Genomic DNA, 17432 nt, shown 5'->3' on the forward strand with positions numbered 1-17432 from the left:
CGCCCGTGGTCCGATTGTGTGACTCGGACAAGCGAGGGCTCCAGGCGTGCGGTCACCGATCGGGGCGGTGTATCTCAGCCGGCGGGCGGTCGCAATGGCTTGCACCCGCTGGTCGGTCTCCAGGGCGCCGCTCGGCTCGCCGCTCCTTCTCCTGCACCGGCCACCGGGTCACAGCGGCCGAAGGAAGTGGCTGCCGTCTTCCAGGACGTCGGCGACTACGCCACCCTGGCTCCGTCGCAGTACATCGCGCACCACTCTGACCTGTGGTGGGAGGAGTCCGAGGCGATCCGCAGGGCCTGCCGGCGGTGGCTCCAACCGTCGCCGAAAGCGGGAGGACGGCCGTGAATACCTGTTGGCTCCGCGGGCGGTCTCCGCCGTGCCGCGCTGACGGCCCAGCGCACCCTGCCGCCTATCCCCTTCCTGTCTCTGTGCGGAGATCCTCGATGCGTAGGTCAGCACATGCACGATGGCAGCGGCCCGAGCCGCCGGACGATGACGAGCGCATACTCAAGGAGCTCGGCTATACCCAGCAACTGCACCGGCGCATGGGCGCCTTCGGCAACTTCTCCGCTTCCCTGTCGGTCATCTCCATCATGTCCGGGGCGCTGCTGCTTTTCGGCTACGGCCTGAACAGCGGTGGGCCCGCGGTGGTGGTGTGGGGGTGGCTCGCTGTGGGGCCGCTGGTGCTGTGCCTGGCCGCGGCGCTGGCCGAGATCACCTCCCGCTATCCCACCAGCGGTGGCCTGTACTACATGGCCCGCCAGCTCGGCGGTGAGCGGTGGAGCTGGTACACCGGCTGGCTCAACCTTCTGGGGCTGCTCGGTGGGATCGCGGCCCAGGACTACGGCATCGCGACCTTCACCGCCGCCTGGGCGAACCTGCAGTTCGGCTTCGTGCCGACGCCGGGGTCCCTGCTTGTCCTTTTCGCGGTCATCCTCGCGCTGCACGCGGTCATGAATCTCTTCGGCACCCGGCTGATGAACGTCCTGACCTCCCTGAGCGCGTGGTGGCACCTGGCCGGGGCCGTCGTCATCATCGGTGCCCTGGCTCTCGTCCCTTCTCACCACCAGCCGGCCGGCTTCGTGTTCTCCGAGTTCACCAACAACACCGGCTGGTCGAGCCCCGTGTACGTGATCCTGCTGGGCACGCTGCTGCCGTGCTTCGCCCTGGCCGGCTACGACACCTCGGCCCACCTGAGCGAGGAGACCAGTGGGGCTTCCGTGGCCGCGGCGCGCGGCATCGTCCGCTCGGTGGCGGTGTCCTGGATCGCCGGCGGCATCCTGCTGGCCGCCTTGCTGTTCGCCATCCAGGACTATGGCGGGACCCTGGCCAGCGAGACCGGGGTGCCGGTGGCGCAGATCCTTCTGGACGCTCTCGGTGTGGCGACGGCGAAGGCGTTGCTGCTGGTGATCATCGTCGCGCAGTTCCTGTGCGGCTACACCGTCACCGCCTCCGCCAGCCGCATGATCTACGCCTTCGCCCGGGACGGCGCCCTGCCCGGCTCGACGCGCTGGCAGAAGGTCACCCGCCGTACGGCCATTCCGGCCAACGCCGTCCGGCTCGCCGTCGGTGTCGCCTTCGTACTGGCCCTGCCGTCCCTGTACTCCGCCACGGCGTTCTCAGCGGTGACCGCGATCTCCGTCGTGGGTTTCACCCCGGCTTACGCCATCCCGGTGCTGCTGCGACTGCGCCACCGGGACCGGTTCACCCCCGGGCCCTGGCACCTGGGCCGCTGGAGCCGGCCGATCGGCTGGGTGGCAGTGCTCTGGGCAGCCGGGGTGACAGTGCTGTTCCTCCTGCCGCAGTCCAGCCCCGTCACCGCCACGAGCTTCAACTACACCCCCGTCGCCTTGCTGGTCGCCCTCGCCATGGCCGCCCTGTGGTGGCGCTTCGGACGCCGCTCCTACGGAGTGCCCCGCTCCAGCACGGCGAACGCCCACGGCCAGACCGAAGAAGCCGAAAACATCAGCTGATGACCTCACATCCGCACGCCGCAAGCAGAGTGCCTACTGCCACAGAGGCACCAGAGACATCCACCACCTGCTCAGGGACCTCTCCACACACAACACGTCATGGAGGCACCGTGACCGTTTCCGCGGAATCCATCGAATCAGTACAGCAGCTCACCACGGTCTGGCGGACCATGGTGCTCGACCGCGACCCGAACGCGGACGTGCGTGACCTTCCGGGCATCGCTGTCCGCTGGGCCGACAGCCGGTTCGGGTTCTTCAACTGCATCACCTTGACCGAGGCGGAAGCGGGAGCAGAGCTCGTCAGGCACCGTCTGAATCAGGCCGCGGGCATCATGCGGACGAAGAAGCACCCGGGCTTCTTGTGGCTCTTCGAAGACCTCCTCGACCACGAGGCCCGCTCCGCGCTGGAAACGACAGCCGAGCAGGCCGGCCTCCAGTACGCCTTCCCCGGCACGGGCATGGCCGGCGACCTGCTCTCCATCCCCGAGCCGGCCCACCCCGACCTGACGTTCACCCGCGTGCGCACCGACGAGCAGCTGCGGGCCTACGCCGACCTCCAATCACGCGCGTACGGGTTCCCCTTGGAGGAGGGCCGCGACGGCCTGGCCGGATCCGAGCTCTGGAAGAACGAGGTGTACGCCTACCTGGCCATGCGAGGCGACGAACCAGTGGCCTGCGCCGCCACGGTCGAAGCGCAAGGCCGCCTGTTCGTCGCATTCGTCGCCACGGACCCGCAGTGGCAGCGCAACGGCTACGGCGAAGCGGTCACCCGCAAGGCGCTCTACGAAGGTGCGCGGGCCACCGGGCTGACCCGCGCCACGCTCCACGCCACCGCCGCCGGAGCCCCCGTGTACCCGCGCATCGGGTTCAGGCCAAACACACCAATCCACTTCTACAATCTGAAAGGCTGATCCGGCGAGGCAGCTCTTTTGCGACAGTGTCGCCTATTGATTTCAGGCGTGCTGGTGGTCCCCTAGCTTCCACGGCGCCATCCGCAGCGCGCCGCGCGCCGCCGACGACCACACCGAGAACCGCTGGGCCCCCGCCGACTGGCACCGGGCAGCCGAACGCGCCCTCGCCGCCCTCGGTCGGCAGTGGCAGGAGACCCACGCACGTATCCCCGGCCGTGCCTCCTGATCGCGTGTCTGCATCAGGGCCTGCGCCGGCCCGCGACCACGACCTCGGCGACCTCGCCTGGCTCACCGCCTCCGCCTTCGGCTACACCGAGGACTCCGTCTGGGAGCCCCTCGCCCCGCCCACGCCATCCCGGCTCCGGCGCCGGCCCGCAGCCGGGCCCGGATACGCCTGCCGATGCTCTGGGGAACTCCTCGCCGCCATCGCCCGCCGCCAGCACGAGTACCGCGAGTGGACCGCCGAGCGCCTCACCGCCGTCCTGACCACCGGCCTGCCGCCGGGTGAACTCACCGAACTCGCTGTGCTACCGGGCGAAAGCGCACAATGACCTCGGCCGCACCGACGACGCCGTACACGGCATGCACCAGGTCGCCGACGCCGGAGCCCGGCTCGCCCCGCGCGCCCGCCGCGGCTTGGCCGGCCTCGCCCGCATCCGCAGCGACTTCGCCACCGCCCCTGCCGCCATCCCCACCCTGGGTCGGCAAGGCTGCCACCATCAAGTCCTGGGTCACATCCACCTGCCTCACGGCGACATCGACCGCGCCGTCCCGCCGCATGCGCGAAGGCACGCACCGAGGCCGAGCATCACGACGCCCCGGGCGAGCGGGCCATCGCCCGGACCCTCCTGTCCCTGGCCTGCGCCTTAGCCGACCCCGTCCATGCCGACGAAGAATTCGCGCTCGCCCACCAGCTCCTCGAACCACTCGACCAGCGCACCACCACCCTCTACGCCGACGTCGCCGCCCTCGTCCGATACGCCGGCACCAACCGCGACGTCACCGACCGCGCCACCGTCCTGCGCACCGGGATCACCGTCACCGGACTCGCCTGGTTCACCCCGCTGGAGACCGCCCTCGCCTTCCATCACACCGTACGCGGCGCATAGGACGACCTGACGGCCACATCGGCCGCCTGCAGGAGGCGACCGCGGGCGACGACTTCGCCTACTGTGCCCACGTCGCAGCCGCCATGGGCGACCTGCTCCAGCCCGCCGGCCCCGCCATCCAGTGGCTCGACGGCGAACACACCGTCCGTGCCCGCTGCCGAGCCCTGGTCATCGCCCGCCAACACCACCTGCGGAACTGACCGGCGACCGGCGCCGGCGGGGGCCACTCTCCGAGAGCGCCGAGGACCCGTTCCCGGCAATCGCGGAACACTTCTGCGAAGACAGGGGAGGGGCGGCGATGATGACCGGCATGTCGGACACTCTCGAGATCCTCTCCCTCATCTGCACCGGGCTGTACGCCGGATACATGCTCGCCTTTCTGTCGGGTGTCATGCCCGCCATGAAGGAGGTGGACGACGCTGCCTCGTTCACCCTCGTCATGCGGGCGATGAACCGAAATGTGCCGGGCCCGCTCTTCTTGCTGCTCTTCCTCGGCTCGCTGGCCTTTCCGGCCGCCTCGTTCTTCGTGGCGCCCCAGGCGCGTGATGGGAGCGGGTCGGTCCTCGTGGGGGCCGCCGCTCTCTGCGCGCTGGTCGGGCACCTGATCACCTCGGGTGGCAACGTCCCCCTCAACAATGCGCTGGAATCCTCGCGCGGCCAGGGTGACGAGCGGGCCGCCCGGACAGCGTTCGAGGGGCGGTGGAACGCCCTGCACGGCGTGCGGACCCTGTTCGCCGTCGCCGCCTTCGTCCTCGTGGCCGCGGCCCTCGCACACTGAACCTGTGGCGGGACGTGCCGGTCGAGGCTGGGCAGACCTACGCGTCACACCCGGGCGCTGAGACTATGGCGTATGAAAGTGAGCCGTGGAGCGGGGCGCTGCGCGCCCGGCGACCCCGCCAGGTCGGCGGGGACATCCGAAGCCCCGGTCCCGGACAGTGGTGTTCAGGATGGGGCGTGTCCTGGAGACGACACCTGTTCGCCGTCCGGATGCCCACCCGTGCCGGTGGCTGAGGCGTGGGAAGAGCCCCGTCCATCGCGGCCCTAGGAGCCGGCACCTGCGGGCGGGGCGAAACCTCGGTCCGGTCCTGGGCGCCGAGTTCATCGCCCACACCGGCGGCGACATGAGCATCTTCGGTAGCCCCGACCGCCCGGCTGGTGATGCCGGCCTGGCACCGGTCCCCAAGGACTCCGGGCGCATCAGCGGCAACATGCGCAGGCCCCGGCGCTACTGCCGCCGCCTGATGCGGGTCTTCTGCATGGCTGCCCAGGTCGCCGGCCCTCATACGCGACGGCCGCACCTTCGAAACCACTCCGCCACCGCCCCACCCCGCCCCGGGCTGAACTGCTCGCAGCGAGCCACCAACCAGGGTTGACAACCAACATTGGGAATCAGTAGGAGACAGCGAACCGCCGCAGGACGAAGCGAAGAATGCGCCGGCCGCCGTACCGCGCGCCGCCGGCGACAAGTCCGCTGACCTCGGCAAGGTGCTGCGCATCGTCGCCACCCGGTAAAGCGACGTCACCGACGGCTGCGGCTATGGCGCCGACGACCTCGTCTGGAACCTGGCAAAGGCCGGCTTTCCACTGGCCGATGTCCCCGAGGACGAGGATGCCGACGACGTGAGACCTGGGGGCCTGATCACGGACAGCTGACCGATATCACGGATTCAAGTTCATAGCTACGAGAGAGGCTGCGTTGGCAGTCACTGTGCCTCGCAGTTGAATGTGGTGCCGGTTTCGCCGGCAACCCGGCAGGTGTCCGAGCCTTCGTTCCCATCGACAGTTCCATTGTTGAACGGGACGGTGATGGTGTCGTCTCCTGCGTTCCCCTGGATCTGGCCGCTGTTGTCGCGGACAGTGATTTGATCGTTTCCGTCACCCCCGCGGATGCTGACGTCACCCTGGTTGACCGCCATGGTGTCGACCTCGATAGTGTCCGCGCCGCCACCGCTCTGGATGAGACCACTATTGATCTTTACCTTGACGATGTCGGCGCCCTCATTACCGCTGATGATGCCGTATCTGTTGTGGTTCATTTCGATACGGTCATTTCCTGCGCCTCCGAGGAAGTATGCTCCGGGTCCAAAGACGTCGCAGGTGAACACGTCGTCGTCGTTGGTTCCCTCGATGGTCGGTCCGGTCACCGGGACACCGTTGAGCCGACAGTCCACGGTCACCGCAAGTCCATTGGGTGAGAACATGGCCATTGCATACCCCGGTGTCGCCGACATGGCGGCAGGAAGTGCCAGAGATGTTGCCACTGCCACGATTCTCCAGCGCGCGATCCGATCGGAACCCGTCGTCTTCTTGCCCATAACTAGAGAGCCTCTCTCCGGAAGGGCGCCTGGACTCAGAGTGAGCCAGGTTCTGATCGAAGGATTCCGCAAGCTCGACACGCCGAAACGGCACTAGATAAACACGGAAGGGTGAAATCTTCCCTGAAGTAACCGGCAGCTGTCGGGCGACGTCGCCTACTTTGGGCACATGTCCTCGGAGCAGGGAACACCGCCTCAGTGGCGGTCCTCGTCGGCTGCTGCCGGGGCGGTCATCGCGGTGTCCCCGCCGTCGGGTACTGGGCCGGACACGACGCCAGTGCTCAGCCCGAGTTCGAGGTCCCACTGTGCGTAGAAGGCGATGTCATTGACAGTGGCGTCCACCCGGACTGCCCGATGGGGTCCCGGCACCCCTATCGTGGCGCCGGTGGGCAGGCTAATCCCTCGATCTCGGAGTACGGAGTCCGGAGTCCGGGTTCTTTCCAGTTCATCGATGATTCCGGGCTCTTCGTGCATCGCGTACAGGCCGTCCAGAACCCCAGGGTCTCGTCCCAGTGTCAAGAGGAACCGGTGGATCTCCTCCTCGGTCTCCAACCGGCGCTTCTCGCGTGATATTCGCTCCAGGGCGCGTTCGTGTTCATGCAGTGCCCGGTCCAGTCGTTGACGATGAATGCTTGCGGGGCGGAATTGAAGCCAGCTGCCCCTTGCATGTCCGTCGTCGGCACGCGCCGCCTGGAACGACCACCGAAATCTGTGATCCCCAGTTAGAATCCCACACCCGTTGGTCTGTGGCATCGCTGCTCCCACACGCGATGATGCGCGGATGGGTGGCTGGATAGCCGACCTTGTCCTGGGTGCTATTCCCGGTCGATGCGCACATCACCACGTTGTTCGTGTGGGCGTGCGCAATCGAGGGGCCAAGGATCTGCGCGTTCCAGTTGGGGGTGCTGAAGCTCATGTTCACCACTCGGGCGCCTCGGCTCACTGCCAGGGAGAGGCCCATGACGAACTCCCTCGGTGAACATCGTGAACGCGAGCGGGAGGATGAAGCCGGCTCTGCCGATACCGGCGACTCCGCACACACCCTTGAGATTGTCCCTCCTGCCCGCGGCGATCCCTGCGCAGCAAGTGCCATGGCCGACGGGGAAGTACGTGTAACTGCCGAGCGTCGGGTTGGGGGAACCGTCACCGGCGATCTGACCGGGGTTGTAGCCCTGCCCGGCGTAGTAGAGGTCGGGATGGGTGAGGTCGCAGCCGGAGTCCAGGATGGCGATGTCTGCCCGATGGGGGCCCGAAACGAGGTCCCATCCGGTGGTCCCGGGCCCGCCGGCCCGGATGGTGACCATGTCCCATTGCTGAGGGAAGAGCGGGTCTACGGGTTGGTAGTCCAATGGGACGATCATCGGCGTTGGTCACACTGCGTTGCCGCTGCGGCCAACGCCGAAACAAACACCACTTGTGACCACTCCCGCCAACACCCAAGGTTCCACCGAGGACAAAACCCGTCGTGTGCCAGACGTTGGGTGTGACGGACTTGGGTTGGCCGTCGCACACCCTCAAGATCCCGAACCAAGCAAGCCCGAACCAAGCAAGGATGAGGCTACTCGGGCTTCGAGTCGCGTTTTGCGAGCCCGCGAGGAGGCGCCTTGACTCCCACGGCGATGTCGACGATTTCGATATACTTTCCCTTGGCGCCCATTCGGAAGTCAGTCGCCGCCGCGTGGATCTCCTCAAGAGTGTCCGCTTCAATCATGGTGATCTGGTCGTACCTCCCGTTCAGTCCGGAGGTTACGACGTGCGTCAGTTGCTTCGACCACTTGGCAAGGTCGCGGGCATGCGCGGCGGAGACATCATGGATGCCCTCGCGACCCAGCTCGAAGTAGGCCGGGTCAATCCGCATGAAGAGGAATCCGATGTACTTATTCCGGTCGGCCAGCTGATGCATGGCACCCCCTCAATCTCCGGACGTCCGACGCCACATCCGAGCGGATGTTTGTTCGCGCGTCGCCTCGGCCCCTCATTGCTGCCCAGCCCGGACGACAATCACGCCCAGACTCACTCGCGTGAGGGGCCTAGGCTCCGGGGGCATGCTGGTGGGCGCGGCGGACGGGAAGCCGCTACGCAACAGCCCTTCGCTGACTTGCTGGTCTTCGCCGCCATGATGCGCCAGCTCTGTAGAGGCTGAACGACGCTGACAGCACACGATGCTGCCCAGGTCACGGAGGCTGTCGACGGACGGGTTCAGCATTCCAGGGAGAGGCCAGTGGCCTGGGCAGGCATGCGTCGGCCCTCCCGTCGGGGAGGCCGGGAGGGACGGCGCGGCCCTGCCCCGTGGCAGCCTCCGGGCGGGGCCTGTGGGGATCCTGTCGAAGGAGGGGCGGGGATCACCGTTGCTGGAGCATGGCACTATTTCCAGCCACACCATAGGGGTGGTGGTGGCGGCGAGTTCTTCGATCTTTGTGGCGAAGTCGGGGGCAGATAGGGGGAGCTCGATGTTCGTCGATGTAGCCGATGACGTTGGGGACGTAGGCGATGACGTGCGCCCAGTCCGATCGCGGAGAGCAGGAGGTTCACCTCGTCGCTGCTGACGCCGTTGAAGGACATCACCGGCCCCTCCGGCGTGACGCAGCCGGTGATCTCTCCAGGCTCCGTGGCGAACGCGTTGTCCAGGGCTCCCATCGTGTGGGGGCCGATCTGCTCATCCACGTCCAGTCCAGGAGCCTACGCCTGGAATTGCTTCACCGCGGCTTCGGTGTTGGAGCCGCAGAACCCATCGACCCAAACGACCGCACCCAGGTCGACCAGCGCCTGCTGGACCGAGCTGACGAAGAAGTCGGCCTGACTAGGCACCTGGAACTTGAGCACGCGGGTGCCAGCGAGGCACTCCTCCAGCTCAGTGATCCCGTTGAACCTGATGCTCTGCATCAGCCCTCCAGAGACCGATGCCGAAACCCAGCGTTCGACGCTCGTCCTCACTCCAGTGTCGGCTGCGATCATACGCACGGCATCTCGAACGGGGACTGTCGCACGTCGACGCCGGCTGCTGGTGGACGCAAGGGATCGCAGAGAATCGACGTGTTGTTTCCTGCTCCGGTTGCTCGTTGATGGGTACGGGCGTATTGGAGTCGGCGCGCGACCAACTGGGCCTGAAGTTCAGCCTGTTGTTCCCGCACCTGGATGAGCGGCAGCGTCGGTTGGTGATGGGGGCTGAGGCCCGAGTCCTGGGGCACAGCCGGATTCGGGCTGTCGCTCGGGCTGCCCAGGCCAGCGAGACCACGTCCCCAAGGGCGTCGACGAGCTCAAGGCGGGCGAGGCTCCGCTGGGCCGGATCCGTCGGCCAGGCGGAGGCCGGAAGAAAGCGGCCGAATCCAGCAGCTGCGCCCCGGCTGGGACCTGTGGTGCGACGGCGTCCCCACCGGCGGCCCCGGGGCCTGTCCCTCCACGGCACCGGCGGTGACATCCCGCTCTTCGCCCATGGCCACGTCCTCCGCGCCCTGACCGCCCGCTGCCTCGGGGGCGCCGGCCGGCGGACGGCTCCCCCTACCGGCTGGAGACCGGCACGCTGTCCAGCCTCGGCACCGAGCACGGACAGCCGGGATGACCAGCTGGAACATTCCGCCCTGATCAGGCCTGATCGGGTCAACGGATCGTCAATCGGGCGTTGACCGATTGTTGAACACCCGTTCCTAGCCTCCTTGAGGAAATCACCCCGGGCGCACCGCGTCTCCGGGGCCGCTCGAGAAAGAGGAACGGGCCTCATGCAGGCGTCGCTCAAGAAGTCGTCCACCACGTCACTCAAGAAGTCGTCCATATGGGGCGCCCTGGCCCTGGCCGCGGTCGGTGTCACCGCCCTGCCGGCTTCGGCGCAGGCGGCCGCGCAGGCGGGTCCGCTCGTCGGGCTCGCCGGCAAGTGCTTGGACGTCCGCGGTGGTGTCCGGGACAGCGGCACCCCGGTGCAGCTCTACGGGTGCAACGGCACGGAGTCCCAGCAGTGGATGTACGTGGAGCAGCCCGGTGAGTTCGGTGCCACGATGACGGCGTTCGGCAAGTGCCTGGACGTCGCGTCCAGCGGCACCGCCGACGGGACGCCCGTCCAGCTGTGGGACTGCAACGGCTCGGGTGCCCAGAAGTGGGTGCGCTACCAGGGTGACGTCCTGGTCAACCCGCAGTCCGACAAGTGCCTGGACGTGCGCGGCGGCAACACCAACGACGGCACCCCGGTCCAGATCTACAGCTGCAACTACACCGCGTCCCAGGTCTGGAAGTTCTCCGACGGCGGCCAGAACCCGAACCCGAATCCGAACCCGGACGCCAAGTCGCTCCAGCGCCAGGTCTTCGACCTCGTCAACGACTACCGTGCGCAGCACGGCAAGGCGCGCCTGGAGTACGACCCCGTCGTCGAGCGCGCCGCCCAGGACGAGGCCGAGGAGCAGGCCCGCCGGCAGCAGCAGGGCCACTACCTCGACCTGATGGGCTCGCTCCGCAAGTACGGCTACTCGCGCCCGTTCAGCGAGGTCGCCGAGAACGCCGCGGGCGCCCGCGGATTCTGGAAGGACGCCCGGTCGGTGGTCGATGCCTGGATCAAGGAGCCGCTGCACGAGCAGAACATCCTGGGCGACCAGCACAAGTACACCGGTGTCGGCGTGACGATCGACGCGAACGGCACCTACTGGTGGGCGCAGGACTTCGTCGGCTGACGGCTGTCCATTATGCGGGGCCTCCGTTTCTCGGTGCTCGGCCCGATGCTGGGCCGGTACGGGGACACCGCGCTGACACTGGGCAGCAGGCAGCAGCAGGCGACGCTCGCCGTCCTGCTGCTGCGCTCCGGCCGGACGGTGGCGGCCGCGGACCTGGTCGACGTGCAAGGGCTACTCCTGGGCCCAGTCCGACCGCGGCCCCAGTCGCGAGGGTGACTTGCGGAACCCGGAGGCTATGCCGACTCCCAAGCCGACCATTACAACCGCCGGGGCGGAGGCCCCCATCATGGCAATCAGAGCGGAGAGTCTGAGACCGACTCCAAGCCAGGGCCAGTTCCAGCCCATCGGATCCTGGCCGCCGGTTGCCGACCTTCCGCCTCGAAAGTGAGCCGGAACGGGACAGTGAGGGCGGAGGCGACCCCGAACCCTGCCACGAACAAGAACAGTGCGGTACCGACTTTGATGCCGAGCCCGCCTTCGGTGTGGATCGCAGATGTGATCGCGAGCCCGCCACCCCCCAGTAGCCCGATGGGCCAGGTGATCAATCCGGGAATACTTGCCGGCACCGCTCGGTGAAGTTGCCACCAGGCGAGGTCGGGTGTGCCGTGCAGGGTGTGCTGCAGATGTCGGGCGAGAACGTCAGGGCCACGGGGTGAGGCCGGTAGGCGGCTGGGATGAACGCGGAGAACAACTGGGTCTCGACGGCAGCGCGGGTGGGGAAACGTGAGGTGTCGCAGAGTTCTCCGGGGTGTGGCAGATCTGCTGCGTGCTCACCGGGGCGGGGGTTGTAGATGGTTCGGGCGAGGAAGAGCATCAGCGGTGTGCGCAGCGCCTCGCCCACAGGTGTGGCGGTTCCTAGCCGCGTGGTGAGGGTGGCCCAGCGGTCGGCGGCGTCCCCCGTGCCGCCTGCGTCGCGGTTCAGGTAGGCGGTGGCGTCCGTGGCGGAGAGGGGGCACAGTTCGATCCCGGCCGCCCCGGCCAGCTTCACCGGTACCCCCGAGGCCGGGCGCAAGGCGTCGCGGTACTCGGCGACGCGGCTGGACAGCACCACGGCCTGCCCCAGCGGCAGGGCCTGGTTGATTGCGCTGAGGGCGGTGCCGCGGACAGTAAGGGGGATCTCGTCGAAGCCGTCCAGGATCGGCAGGATCAGGTGATGCACCGGCACCCCCGGACCGCTTGGGCCCCGCTGCCGGAGTGGTCGGAGGCGCGTTGGGCGAGTAGGCCCAGCCGCAGGAGCAATACGGTCTTGCCCGCACCCGGCCGACCGAGCACCAGCAGCCGCTGGGTCGGCACATTGCGGGTGAACAGCTCGGTGATCTGAACCCCTGCCCCGGCTAGTTCCTCAGGCGTTCCGGCCCAGCCCACAGGATCACTGGCCGGCCCGCCCGGCCGGTCGACGGCGATCGCCCGCAACAGCGACCACGTCTCGACCAGGTCCTCCGAAGCCACCCTCCAGGACACCGCAAGCGGATAGGGGTCGTTGAGCTGACGCACACGGACCTCGGCCTCCCACTGGCGGTGAACAGCCTGCGCTAACTGCTCGGCGATCTCCACGCCGTGCCCTGGACCGCGCATCCCCCATATCGACCATCATCTCGCCGGGCAATGGCATCAGTCACCCCTCTTCGCGGACCAGGAGTCAAGCGCCCTGACGACCGGCCTTGTCGGCCGCTGTCGGGGAACCTTCAGCTTCCCCACCGGCCCCAGAGGGTTTGGCCCCCGGCCACCCCGCGCCCATCAGCTCTCCCGGAGCGCGCACAAGGCATGATCACGTGACATCAGCCCAGGTCAGCAAGAGTCGTCCCCGTACCCGCGGGGGTAGTCCGGACACACCCTCCTGCCGCTCCTCCGGAGGCCAGTCGTCCGCGTACCCGCGGGGTAGTACCGCCCTGCTTTCAGCATTGGTGACCTCGCGCATCAGGATGCTTTCGGGCATGGCCGACCTGTCTACCTCTCCGTTGGTGCGATGGCCGCTTCGTTGGCCGTGTGGATGGCGTGGTGGGGCGGGGCCGGTTCCAGGGAGCGATCGGCTGCGGGAGACCCGCATGGCGGTGAGGTCGGTGCCGTGGGCGCCTGCGATGCGATGTTATTCCGGAAAAATATTTCCGCTGATTCCTCGGTAAAGTCACGGACAGCACGTGCTCAGTCACTCGGGAATTAGGAAATGGCGTGCCCGCGCCGAAAACAATGGGCGGACCGGCCGCGATTGGAGACGTTCCGCCGATTGTCGTACGATGGCGGGCGTCGCTATTGCGTCCTCGGTGATCTCGTCGCCAGTGAGCCCGGACCACCGCTGATCGAATTCCTCAAGGTTCGTCGTGCGCAGCCAGCCCGGTGTCCGCTCCCGGGGATGATTTCGGCAGAGCCGCCGGGCCGCTTCTCGCTGCGCGCGGCTGAATTCCGACCGGTTCGGAAGGTTCGGCCCGGAAGACGATGTCGTCCTGCGGCGCGAGCCGACGAAAAAGGGCGGCAGCCGCAGGGCCCGAGAGGTGCACGGGCTGCCGTCGGACTTTGTCTCCGGCAGAACGGAATGCACGTCGTGGATGTGAGCGCGGCCAATCGAAAAGGCCTCAGCCTCTTCGCCCTGATCATGATCGGGCTGGGGTCCATCTTCGGCTCCGGCTGGCTCTTCGGAGCCGGTCAGGCGGCTCAGGTCGCGGGCCCGGCCGCCCTGGTCGCCTGGGTGATCGGCGCGATCTTCATCGGCATGATCGCCATGTCCTACGCCGAGGTCGGCGCCGCCTATCCGCTGCCCGGCGCCATGGCCCGGTTCGGCTCCATCTCGCACGGACCGGTGCTCGGCTTCATCACGGGCTGGGCCGTGTGGATCGCGACCGCCTCGCTGATCCCGATCGAGGCCATCGCGGGCACCCAGTACATGTCCTCGTGGAGCTTCGGCTGGGCCCGCGGGCTGGTCGCCGACGGCAGCCTCACCGGCACCGGCATCGCGATGGCCCTGTTCCTGACCGTCGCCCTGTGGCTCGCCTGCTACTGGTCGGTCGAGCTGCTGGCGCGGGCCAACAACCTGCTGACGCTGGTGAAGTTCGCCATCCCGGTCCTCGCGGTCGGCGCGCTCATCGCCTCGGGTTTCCACACGGACAACTTCACCGCGCACGGCGGCTTCGCCCCGAACGGCTGGTCCGCCGTCCTCACCGCCGTCACCGCCTCCGGCGTCGTCTTCGCCTTCAACGGCTTCCAGGCCGTGGTCAACCTCGGCGGCAACGCCAAGAACCCCGGCCGGGCCATCCCGCTCGCCCTCGTCGGCGCGCTCTCCCTCGGCCTGGTGATCTACCTGGCCCTCCAGGTCGCCTTCCTCGGCGCGGTCCCGCCGGAGAAGCTCGCCGAGGCCGGCGGGTGGAGCGGCATCAACTTCGCCTCCCCCTTCGCCGACCTCGCCAAGCTGCTGATGCTGCACTGGGTCGTCACGATGCTCCAGTTCGGCGCCTTCATCTCGCCCAACGGTGCCAACATCGGCAACGTCGCCTCCTCCGCCTACCTGGCGCAGAACCTGGCCGACACCGGCTTCTTCCCCAAGAAGATCGCCGAGGTGCACCCCCGCTACGGCGTCGCCCGCCCCGCGATGTGGCTCAACCTGGGCTTCTCCGTCCTCCTGCTGCTGACCATCGGCCACAGCTGGGAGGCCCTGGCCAGCGTCGTCTCCGCCGCGATGGTCGTCTCCTACCTGATGGGCCCGATCGCGGTGGGCGTCTTCCGGCAGACCAAGCCGGAGCTGCCCCGCCCCTTCCGGCTCCCCGCCGCCAAGGTCCTCTGCCCGCTCATCTTCGCCTTCGCGGCCTGCGCCCTGTACTGGTCGAAGTGGCCCAACACCGGCAAGGTCACCCTGCTCACGCTGGTCTCGGTCCCCATCGCCGCGGTCGTGCTGCGCCGCCGGGGCGAGAACCTGCGCCGCCAGTTCGCGCCGGCCTGGTGGATGGTCGGCTTCCTGCTGTGGCTGTCCCTGCTGTCCGCGCTCGGCAGCCCGGAGTTCGGCGGCCACGGGGTGATCCCGGGCGGCCTCGACACCGCTCTGGTCGGGGTGTCGGCCCTGGGCTTCTACTTCTGGGCGGTGCGCGCGGGTGTCCAGGCCCACCGCGCGGGCCTGCCGGGGCCCGACCCCGTCCTCCACGGCGCCGGTACGGTGCCGGCGCAGACGCGCCGCGAGGAGCCGGCGGAGCCGGCAGAGGCCGCGGCCTCCTGAGCGGCGCCCGCACTCGGCGACAGGCCGGCCCCGGAACGTCCGGGCCGGCCTGTCGCGTGTCGGGTCGCGTGTCGGGCGGGGGCGCGGCTGGTAGCCGCCAGAGCGGTTGATGACCGGAGCGGTTGACGACCGGACCGGCGATGCCCAGGCAGGGGCCCGGCCCCCGTGCCTGCCGGGGTCGTCGGCCCACAGCCGGGGCCCTGACCACTGGCCGACCGTGCTCCTTGAGCCCATGCCCGCCGGCCTCGTGACCGCCAAGCCCGCGCCCGGGGGAGTCGTGACCGCTGAGGGCCGCGACCGCCGGCCCGCAGCTCGGCCCGTGACCACCGGCCGTGCCGCCTGGGCCCAGTACCGTCGGACTCGCGCCCCCGGGCCTGCGCTCCCGGGCCTGCGGCCCCCCTGACCCGCGCCCCCTGACACGCGCCCCCGGACCCGCGCCCCCGGACCCGCGCCCCCGGACCCGCGGCCCCTGGCCCCGCGGCCCCCATGGCCCCGCGGCCGTCGGGCCGGGGCGGCGGTGACTGGAAGATCGTCAAGATCGTCGAACCCGGCCCGCGCCCCCGGCCTCGCCCCGGGGCCCGTGACCACTGGTCCCGCCACCGCCACCGCCCCCGCCGTGCCGCGACTCGCCGACCGCCAGGTCCCTTGGCCCCCCGGGCCCGCGCCCGCCCGCCCCGCCGGCCCGGACACCTACGGCGAAGGCCGGCCCCCGTCCGTCCTGACGGGGACCGGCCTTCGCCGTATCGGGTGCGCGGTGCCGCGGAGCCGGGCTCAGCCGCCCGCAGGGCCCTCCGCGCCCCTGCGGGCCGCCGCACGCTGCTGCACGTAGCCGACCACGGCCAGTGCGATGGCCAGGCCGCCCGTGGAGTACAGCTGGACGCGCGTGTCGGTCTCCAGGCCCATCAGGACCAGGGCGCCCGCCACACCGGCCAGCGTCACCCAGGTCAGGACCGGGAAGGCCCACATCCGCACCACGAGCCGCTCGGGCGCCTCGCGCTCCAGCCGGCGGCGCAGGATCAGCTGGGAGGCGGCGATGAAGCCCCACACGATGAGCACGACCCCGCCGACCATGTTCAGCAGCCAGGCGAAGACGGTGGTCGGGTACCAGTACGACAGCAGGACGGCGAAGAAGCCGAACGCGGACGAGGCGAGCACCGCGCGGCGCGGCACGCCGCCGGAGACCTTGCCGAGTGCCTTGGGGCCCTGGCCGCGCGAGACCAGCGAGTAGGCCATGCGCGAGGAGCCGTAGATGTTGGCGTTCATCGCGGACAGCAGGGCGATCAGGACGACGACGTTCATGATCTGGCCGCCGCCGGGGACGCCGAGCCGGTCGAGCACGGCGGCGTACGGGCCGTGCTCCGTGACGGACCCGTCGTTCCACGGGAGCAGCGTGACGATCACCATCATCGAGCCGACGTAGACGATGCCGATCCGCCACATGGTCGTCTTCACGGCCTTGGCCACGCCGCTGACCGGGTTCTCGGACTCGGCGGCCGCGATGGTCACCGTCTCCAGGCCGCCGTAGGCGGCGAGGGAGGCCAGGAGCCCGATGAGCAGGCCGTTCATACCGTTGGGCAGGAAACCGCCGTCGTGCAGGAGGTGCGCGGCGCCGGGGGCGTCGTTGCCGGGCAGGACGCCCAGGATCGCGAGCGTGCCCAGGATCAGGAACAGGGCGATGGCGCCGATCTTCAGGGCGGCGAACCAGAACTCGAACTCGCCGAAGTTCGAGACCGCGGCCAGGTTGCTGCCGCAGAAGATCGCCATGAAGACCAGGACCCACAGCCAGGACGGGGTGCCCGGGAGCCAGCCCTGGACGATGTGGGCCGCGCCGATCGCCTCGATCGCCACGCCCACGACCAGCAGCGTCCAGAACATCCAGCCCGCGGTGAAGCCGGCCCACGGGCCGATCGCACGGTCGGCGTGGACGGAGAAGGAGCCGGAGGCGGGGTTGGCGGCGGACATCTCGCCGAGCATCCGCATCACGAACATCACGAGCAGGCCGGACGCGGCGTACGCGAGCACGATCGAGGGGCCCGCGGCGGCGATGCCGGCACCGGAGCCCACGAAGAGGCCCGCGCCGATGACGCCGCCGAGGGCGATCATCGACAGGTGCCGCTGCTTGAGTCCGTTCGACAGGGGCGAGCCCTGCGGGGCGCGCTCCGTCTGTGTGGGAGGTGTGGTGGTTGTCCGGCTCATGGTCGTGCCTGTCCAATATGCGAGATCGGGAATGTCGAGTATGAGCAGCGGGCCGAAGATCCGGTTAACCCGTCC

At 68.9% G+C, this 17432-nt stretch carries 16 protein-coding genes and 2 pseudogenes; 9 read left to right on the forward strand and 9 right to left on the reverse strand.

The genetic code is table 11. From position 1 onward, the window contains the following. Nucleotides 1-443: 443 nt before the first annotated feature. The 3 genes from FGW37_RS28430 (at nt 444) to FGW37_RS28440 (ending at nt 3435) form a co-directional block, all read left to right on the forward strand. On the forward strand, nt 444-1973 hold the full coding sequence (locus tag FGW37_RS28430) for an amino acid permease (RefSeq protein ID WP_179083675.1): 1530 nt from the start codon (nt 444-446) through the stop codon (nt 1971-1973). 110 nt (nt 1974-2083) lie between these two features. Further along, nucleotides 2084-2884: a GNAT family N-acetyltransferase gene (locus FGW37_RS28435; protein ID WP_179083676.1), complete on the forward strand. Its 801-nt coding sequence runs from the start codon at nt 2084-2086 to the stop codon at nt 2882-2884. A 230-nt stretch (nt 2885-3114) separates the two neighbouring features. Next, a complete protein-coding gene (locus FGW37_RS28440) occupies nt 3115-3435 on the forward strand; it encodes a hypothetical protein (protein ID WP_179083677.1) in 321 nt (106 codons plus the stop codon). A gap of 315 nt (nt 3436-3750) precedes the next feature. Here FGW37_RS28440 and FGW37_RS28445 read toward each other — a convergent pair whose 3' ends face one another. Beyond that, entirely contained in the window at nt 3751-3972 is a 222-nt protein-coding gene (locus FGW37_RS28445; RefSeq protein WP_179083678.1) for a hypothetical protein, read from the reverse strand. Between the two features lie 331 nt (nt 3973-4303). On the opposite strand from FGW37_RS28445, the gene FGW37_RS28450 reads away from it, so the two are divergent. Together FGW37_RS28450 and FGW37_RS34230 are read left to right on the forward strand one after the other, a co-directional pair. Continuing rightward, nucleotides 4304-4771 (forward strand): anthrone oxygenase family protein, encoded by a 468-nt coding sequence (locus FGW37_RS28450; RefSeq protein ID WP_246430610.1) that lies wholly within the window; start codon nt 4304-4306, stop codon nt 4769-4771. 298 nt (nt 4772-5069) lie between these two features. Further along, nucleotides 5070-5366, forward strand: a pseudogene (locus FGW37_RS34230) (transposase); the annotation flags it as partial. Between the two features lie 330 nt (nt 5367-5696). Here the strand turns inward: FGW37_RS34230 and FGW37_RS28460 are convergent. The 5 genes from FGW37_RS28460 to FGW37_RS28480 form a co-directional block, all read right to left on the reverse strand. Then, nucleotides 5697-6308: a hypothetical protein gene (locus FGW37_RS28460; RefSeq protein WP_179083680.1), complete on the reverse strand. Its 612-nt coding sequence runs from the start codon at nt 6306-6308 to the stop codon at nt 5697-5699. A 195-nt stretch (nt 6309-6503) separates the two neighbouring features. Further along, a complete protein-coding gene (locus FGW37_RS28465) occupies nt 6504-6860 on the reverse strand; it encodes a hypothetical protein (protein WP_179083681.1) in 357 nt (118 codons plus the stop codon). 263 nt (nt 6861-7123) lie between these two features. Next, entirely contained in the window at nt 7124-7657 is a 534-nt protein-coding gene (locus tag FGW37_RS28470) for a S8 family serine peptidase (RefSeq protein WP_179083682.1), read from the reverse strand. 209 nt (nt 7658-7866) lie between these two features. Further along, nucleotides 7867-8211 carry a hypothetical protein gene (locus tag FGW37_RS28475; protein WP_179083683.1) on the reverse strand — a complete coding sequence of 115 codons (345 nt, stop codon included), beginning with the start codon at nt 8209-8211 and terminating at the stop codon, nt 7867-7869. 776 nt (nt 8212-8987) lie between these two features. Beyond that, nucleotides 8988-9263, reverse strand: a complete 276-nt coding sequence (locus tag FGW37_RS28480) for a peptidoglycan-binding domain-containing protein (protein WP_179083684.1) — start codon at nt 9261-9263, stop codon at nt 8988-8990. 107 nt (nt 9264-9370) lie between these two features. Between FGW37_RS28480 and FGW37_RS34235 the strand changes: the two are divergent. The 3 genes and pseudogenes from FGW37_RS34235 to FGW37_RS28495 all read left to right on the forward strand — a co-directional run. After that, nucleotides 9371-9633, forward strand: a pseudogene (locus tag FGW37_RS34235) (ISAzo13 family transposase); the annotation flags it as partial. 391 nt (nt 9634-10024) lie between these two features. Further along, a complete protein-coding gene (locus tag FGW37_RS28490; RefSeq protein WP_179083685.1) occupies nt 10025-10963 on the forward strand; it encodes a CAP domain-containing protein in 939 nt (312 codons plus the stop codon). Nucleotides 10964-10975: 12 nt separating this feature from the next. After that, on the forward strand, nt 10976-11179 hold the full coding sequence (locus tag FGW37_RS28495; RefSeq protein ID WP_179083686.1) for a hypothetical protein: 204 nt from the start codon (nt 10976-10978) through the stop codon (nt 11177-11179). 325 nt (nt 11180-11504) lie between these two features. Here FGW37_RS28495 and FGW37_RS28500 read toward each other — a convergent pair whose 3' ends face one another. Together FGW37_RS28500 and FGW37_RS28505 are read right to left on the reverse strand one after the other, a co-directional pair. Continuing rightward, nucleotides 11505-12122: a hypothetical protein gene (locus tag FGW37_RS28500; protein ID WP_179083687.1), complete on the reverse strand. Its 618-nt coding sequence runs from the start codon at nt 12120-12122 to the stop codon at nt 11505-11507. Further along, complete coding sequence (locus FGW37_RS28505) at nt 12110-12517, reverse strand: P-loop NTPase family protein (protein WP_179083688.1); 408 nt, start codon at nt 12515-12517, stop codon at nt 12110-12112. The genes FGW37_RS28500 and FGW37_RS28505 overlap by 13 nt, the downstream gene beginning before the upstream one ends. A 985-nt stretch (nt 12518-13502) precedes the next feature. Between FGW37_RS28505 and FGW37_RS28510 the strand changes: the two genes are divergently transcribed. After that, nucleotides 13503-15161 (forward strand): APC family permease, encoded by a 1659-nt coding sequence (locus tag FGW37_RS28510; protein WP_179083689.1) that lies wholly within the window; start codon nt 13503-13505, stop codon nt 15159-15161. A gap of 771 nt (nt 15162-15932) precedes the next feature. Here the strand turns inward: FGW37_RS28510 and FGW37_RS28515 are convergent. Beyond that, on the reverse strand, nt 15933-17357 hold the full coding sequence (locus FGW37_RS28515) for an amino acid permease (RefSeq protein WP_179083690.1): 1425 nt from the start codon (nt 17355-17357) through the stop codon (nt 15933-15935). Nucleotides 17358-17432 lie beyond the last annotated feature (75 nt).

This window comes from Streptomyces rectiverticillatus (assembly GCF_013394065.1).
GTDB lineage: Bacteria > Actinomycetota > Actinomycetes > Streptomycetales > Streptomycetaceae > Streptomyces > Streptomyces rectiverticillatus.